The 5,173-nt window shown below is 65.0% G+C and carries 4 protein-coding genes and 1 pseudogene; all 5 read left to right on the top strand.

What is annotated here, in order from left to right:
* The first annotated feature begins 109 nt into the window (after positions 1 to 109).
* The gene (trbF, locus tag ACFE7D_RS13845; protein ID WP_375395997.1) at positions 110 to 799 is read left to right on the top strand and encodes a conjugal transfer protein TrbF; all 690 of its coding nucleotides are present in this window, start codon (positions 110 to 112) and stop codon (positions 797 to 799) included.
* The gene (trbG, locus tag ACFE7D_RS13840; RefSeq protein WP_375395996.1) at positions 796 to 1,803 is read left to right on the top strand and encodes a P-type conjugative transfer protein TrbG; all 1,008 of its coding nucleotides are present in this window, start codon (positions 796 to 798) and stop codon (positions 1,801 to 1,803) included. The genes trbF and trbG overlap by 4 nt, the downstream gene beginning before the upstream one ends.
* Complete coding sequence (locus ACFE7D_RS13835; RefSeq protein ID WP_375395995.1) at positions 1,800 to 2,999, top strand: TrbI/VirB10 family protein; 1,200 nt, start codon at positions 1,800 to 1,802, stop codon at positions 2,997 to 2,999. Before trbG ends, ACFE7D_RS13835 begins: the two co-directional genes overlap by 4 nt.
* 431 nt (positions 3,000 to 3,430) lie before the next feature.
* Positions 3,431 to 4,636 (top strand): AAA family ATPase, encoded by a 1,206-nt coding sequence (locus ACFE7D_RS13830; RefSeq protein ID WP_375395994.1) that lies wholly within the window; start codon positions 3,431 to 3,433, stop codon positions 4,634 to 4,636.
* A pseudogene (locus ACFE7D_RS13825) lies at positions 4,629 to 5,173 on the top strand (hypothetical protein); the annotation flags it as partial. The gene ACFE7D_RS13830 and the pseudogene ACFE7D_RS13825, both read left to right, overlap by 8 nt.

Below are 5,173 nucleotides of genomic sequence, written 5' to 3'. Positions count from 1 at the left end.
TGGGCCGCAGCCAGGCGGTCAGCCACGGCGGCGGCCTGGGGACGCACGCTATCCGTACCAGCGATGGCAGCGGCTCGGGATCGTCGGTCAGCGTTGCGGAGAAGGAATGATGAGCTGGTTCAAACGCAGCGGCGTCCGCTATGGCCGCACCCCCGAACCCGAGACGCCGTACCAGCGCGCCGGTCAGGCATGGGACGACCGCATCGGCTCGGCGCGCGTTCAGGCGCGCAACTGGCGGCTGATGGCGCTGGGCGAACTCGCTCTCGTCGCCGGACTGTCGGGCGCGCTGGTCTGGACCTCGCAGCAGGGCAGCGTCGTCCCGTGGATCGTCCAGGTCGACCGAACCGGGCGCGCCCAGGCGCTCGGCCCCGCCGATGCGGCACGCACCGCGACCGATCCCGAGATCGCGTGGCATCTGAGCCAGTTCATCGAGCATGTCCGCGGTGTCCCCGCAGATCCGATCGTGCTGCGCCAGGACTGGCTCGCGGCTTATGACTTCGCCACTGACCGCGGGGCGGCGGCGCTCAACGACTATGCCCGGGTCAATGACCCGTTCGCGCGGGTCGGCAAGCAAGCGGTCGCGGTCGATGTCTCGAGCGTCATCCGCGCTAGCCCCGACAGCTTTCGCGTCGCGTGGACCGAGCGCCGCTACGACAACGGTCAACTTGCCGCGACCGAACGCTGGACCGCGATCCTGACCGTCGTCCTCCAACCGCCGCACGACGCCGAGGCGCTGCGGAAGAACCCGCTCGGCATCTACGTCCATGCCATCAACTGGTCTCGGGAGCTTGGGTCATGACATTCGCACGTTCACGCCGATCCGCAGTGGCGGTTTTGCTGCTTTCCGGATTTACGGTCGGCGCCTCTGCCGCCGCGGGAACTCTTGTGACCGGCCCGAAGGTCGGGTTGGCCGATCCGCTTCCGCCGGCGAACGCATCGCCGTCGCCAGCCCCTTCGGGTGCCGCGGCGACGGCCGGGCCGTCGTCAGCGCCGCTAATCGAGTGGGACTCAATCCGTCCGACAGCAGCCCCGACGGATATCGCCACGCCGCTCGCCCGCGTCGCCGCCGCCAACGCGGCGGCGCGGGTGCAGCCGAGCCGGTTCGGTTATCTCAACGCCATCCAGCAATACGCCTTCGCCGATGGCGACCTGTTCCAGGTCTATGCCTCGCCGGGCAAGGTCACCGATATCACCTTGCAGGACGGCGAGGTGCTGGTCGGCGCTGGTCCGGTCGCCGCCGGCGACACCACCCGCTGGATCATCGGCGATACCGAGAGCGGCCTCGGCACGACCCGCCGGGTCCACATCCTCGTCAAGCCGACCCGGCCCGACCTCGTCACCAACATGGTCATCAATACCGACCGGCGGACCTATCATCTCGAGCTGCGCGCCAATCCCAGCGCGTGGATGGCGTCGGTATCGTGGCGCTATCCGGCGGACGAGCTGATCGCCTTGCGCCGCAATGCCGAGCAGGCGCGCGCGGCGGTCCCTATCGCCGCTGGCATCGACCTCGACGCGCTCAACTTCGCCTACACGATCAAGGGTGATGTTCGTTGGAAGCCGCTACGCGCGTTTGATGACGGCACCCACGTCTATATCGAATTTGCTCCGTCGATCGCGCAGGGCGAAATGCCGCCGCTGTTCGTTGTTGGAGCGAACGGCAAAACTGCCGAACTGGTCAACTACCGGGTTCAGGGCCACCGCCTGATCGTCGACCGGCTGTTCGCTGTCGCCGAACTGCGCCTCGGGGCGAAGCACCAGCAGAAGGTGCGAATCACACGGACCAGCGGGACGCGATCGTGAGCGGGCTCGATGAGCAGCCCGAGGGCGTGGAGGACGAGCCGCCGCCGATGTCGGAGGCCGAGATCGCCCGTGAGATGCGACTTCGACCCGAGCCGCCAAGGGTCACGCGGGTATCCCGCAAGGTGTTGATCGGAGGTGGGGCGGTGGTCGCGCTTGGGCTGGGCGGTGCACTTATCGTCGCGTTGCAGTCGGAGGACGCGAAGCCGCCGGCTCAGGAGCTTTATACGACCGGGCGTAAATCTGCGGCAGAAGAGCTGGCGGCGCTACCGCGTGACTATAGCGCGATCCCGAAGCTCGGGCCGCCGCTGCCGGGCGACTTTGCGCGGCCCATGGTCGACCAGGCGGCGCGCGCACCGATCGGCTCGAGCCCGACGACAGGGCAGCCGGTACCTGTCGATCCAGTGCGCCAGCAACGGCAGCAGCAGCGCGATACAGCCATAGGTGCCAGCGTCTTTGTCAGCCGCGCCTCGGCGGCGGGTGCTGAAGGTACGCGCGATGCTGCGCCGGCGCCTACACCAGGCGAAACTCCGACCGTCGCTGCGAATGCGCAAACGCCGAGCGCGGTCGAGCGGCGAGCTGCGTTCCTGGCCGCCGCGCCGGACCGCAAGACTATGAACTCTGGCGCGCTCGAGCCGCTAACATCGCCCAACGTCGTCCAGGCCGGCAGCATCATCGCGGCCGCTCTCGTCACGGGCATACGCTCGGACCTGCCCGGGCAGGTCATCGCTCAGGTAACCGAAAACGTGTTCGATAGCCCGACCGGGCGGACGCTGCTGATCCCACAGGGGGCGCGGCTGATCGGCAGCTACGATAGCGACGTCGCTGCCGGACAATCGCGGGCGCTGGTCGCGTGGACGCGGCTGATCATGCCCGATGGGCGATCGATCGTCCTCGACAAGATGCCCGCGGCGGACGCGGCGGGGCAAGACGGGCTGCAGGATCGTACGGACTATCATTGGGGCGGGCTGTTGCGAGCGGCAGCAATTTCGACGCTGCTCAGCGTCGGCGCACAGAGCGGGTCGTCGGGGAGCGCCGATGACCTGACGCGGGCGCTGCGCGAGGGCGCGAGTGATAGTATTTCGCGGACGGGGAGGCAGGTGGTGGAACGCGAGCTGGGGCGTCCGCCGACAATCACGATTCGGCAGGGCTATCCGGTGCGGGTCATAGTCACGCGCGATATTGTGATCGACGGCTGAGGCGGCCGACTTCAACTCGGAAGAGACATTAAAACTGGTGGAAACCGGCCTGGCCGCTTTGGGGCGGCGAACAAACTAAAAAGCTGCCCGCTCAGTCGCCTGATAGATGAGCCCATCGCTTAGGGCCAGTTGCGGGGGGCGTCATACTCGCCCAACGACGACCGTGACCCCGCAATCGGCGAACTCGCGGAGATTAGGAGTCGCCAAGGCGTGCACCGCACGATCGCGGGGATCTGTTGTCGAGCCAGCAGCGACCGCTCGCCAGATCCTGAGGTGTTCTGCGGGTGCCATATCGATGCCTCCTTGCAACGTCCGCTCGCCATGCACCGAAACGGCTCACATTTGCACCATTTGCCTATTGTCACGCAACATAAAGCATTATACATGCATCAAACAGGCGTTATTGTGCAACGCCCCACTGGGAAGCGCTTATGGACCATTTCTCGATCATCCAAGCTCTCTGTCGCTCAGCAATGGCCGATGCGTCACCGGCCCTGCGCAAGCAGATCGAGCGCCTGCGCGATGCGCTGGCGAAGGATGGCGATGCGAAGCAGTCCGCCGCCTTGACCAGCATCCTGACCACTTCGGATCGGACGAAGGAGCTTTCACCGAGTCGTATCGAGCGTTCCAAGGCGCAAAATCCTGGCGAAGTTTTGACGCGCAACACGCCTTTGCCTGTCGATCGCGAAACGGCGGCGGCGCTGGCGGACATCATCTTTCCGGCGGACATCCAACCGACCGCGCCGCTGTTCAACGCGACGGTCAGCCAAGCCATCGAAACCATCGTCGAAGAATGGGCAAATTTCGAAGCCCTGTCCGAGATCGACATCCGGCCGTCGAAGACTTGCCTCATCTACGGGGCGCCCGGAACGGGCAAGACCCGCTTGGCGCTTTGGATCGCGCAGCAGCTCGACCTTCCCGTGATTTTGGTAAAGTTGGACGGTCTCGTATCGTCCTTCCTGGGCACTACCGCGCGCAACATCGGCAATTTGTTCACGTTCGCGAACCGCCATCGCTGCATCCTTCTGCTCGACGAGTTCGACGCCATCGCGAAAGTCCGAGACGACCCGCAGGAAGTCGGAGAGATCAAGCGCGTCGTGAATGCGCTTCTGCAGAACCTCGATGTTCGCCGCGATATTGGCTTCACGATCGGGATCACCAATCACCCAAAGCTATTGGACACTGCCGTCTGGCGGCGCTTCGAGGTTCAGCTTGAGATTCCCAAGCCCGACTTCGAAATGCGGAAGGCGATCGCCGCTCATTTCATGCCGCCCGTGAAGGCCCCGGACATCCATTTGCGGCTGATCGCATGGTTTACCGAGGGTTCGACCGGCGCCGAGATCGAGTCCCTTGTCCGCACGTACAAGAAGGCCACCACCGTTCGGGAGGAGGACAAGCGTGGGCTGCTTGATACACTCCGCCAATTCGCCACGCTGAACGCGGCCCGGGTTCAAAGCGAACGCCGCGCGCTGCTGTTCGACGATTCGAGCAATCTGTTTAGGGCCATGCGGGATGATCCGATCCTTGGCTTCTCAATGGCCGACATCGGCGAGATCGCGGGCAAGGACAAATCGACAGTCAGCCGTCAGCTCGGCCGAGCCGCCAGGTCCGGCGAAGGCGAGGTGCTGAATGGCTAGTCCGATCCAGATCGTCCTCAATCCGGAAAACTATGAGGAAGCGCGCGAAGCTGGCGGAGGCGGCGGCCGAAAGGACTTTTTCGCCCACCGCGACGCCGAGTTTGCCAAGCATCGCGCGGCCATTACTAGCCAGATCGACACCATCTCCGGCGTTCTCAGCGCGCAGTCGCAAGGCGACGTGGGATTTGTGAAGGTCATTCTGCGCCGTGAAGCTTGGGCGAAAAGTCACCGTCCGGTTGCGAGCCTATTCCGCAACGATCGCACCCCGGTCGTCGGCGGCGGCGATCTCGGCGTCATGATCATCGAAGCCCGCCCTGGCACGCTCCGCCAGGTCGCGGCCGAGATCGCCAAGGCCGAGACACACACGGAGATGCGCTTCAACGAACAGAAGCAGAAGGATGAGCCTCACCCGTCCGCCCGAAAGAGCGAAACCGGCGCGATCGACCGGATCGAACTCTACGGTCCTGCCGACCGCCGCAACTTCTCGGTGGAGGAAGCCGTCGCATGGCTTTCTAACCCGATGACCGGCAGCAGCTA

Origin of the sequence: uncultured Sphingomonas sp. (assembly GCF_964244235.1) — a bacterium.
In the GTDB taxonomy this organism is placed as follows: domain Bacteria; phylum Pseudomonadota; class Alphaproteobacteria; order Sphingomonadales; family Sphingomonadaceae; genus Sphingomonas.
This window is presented reverse-complemented; position numbering and strand designations above follow the sequence as displayed.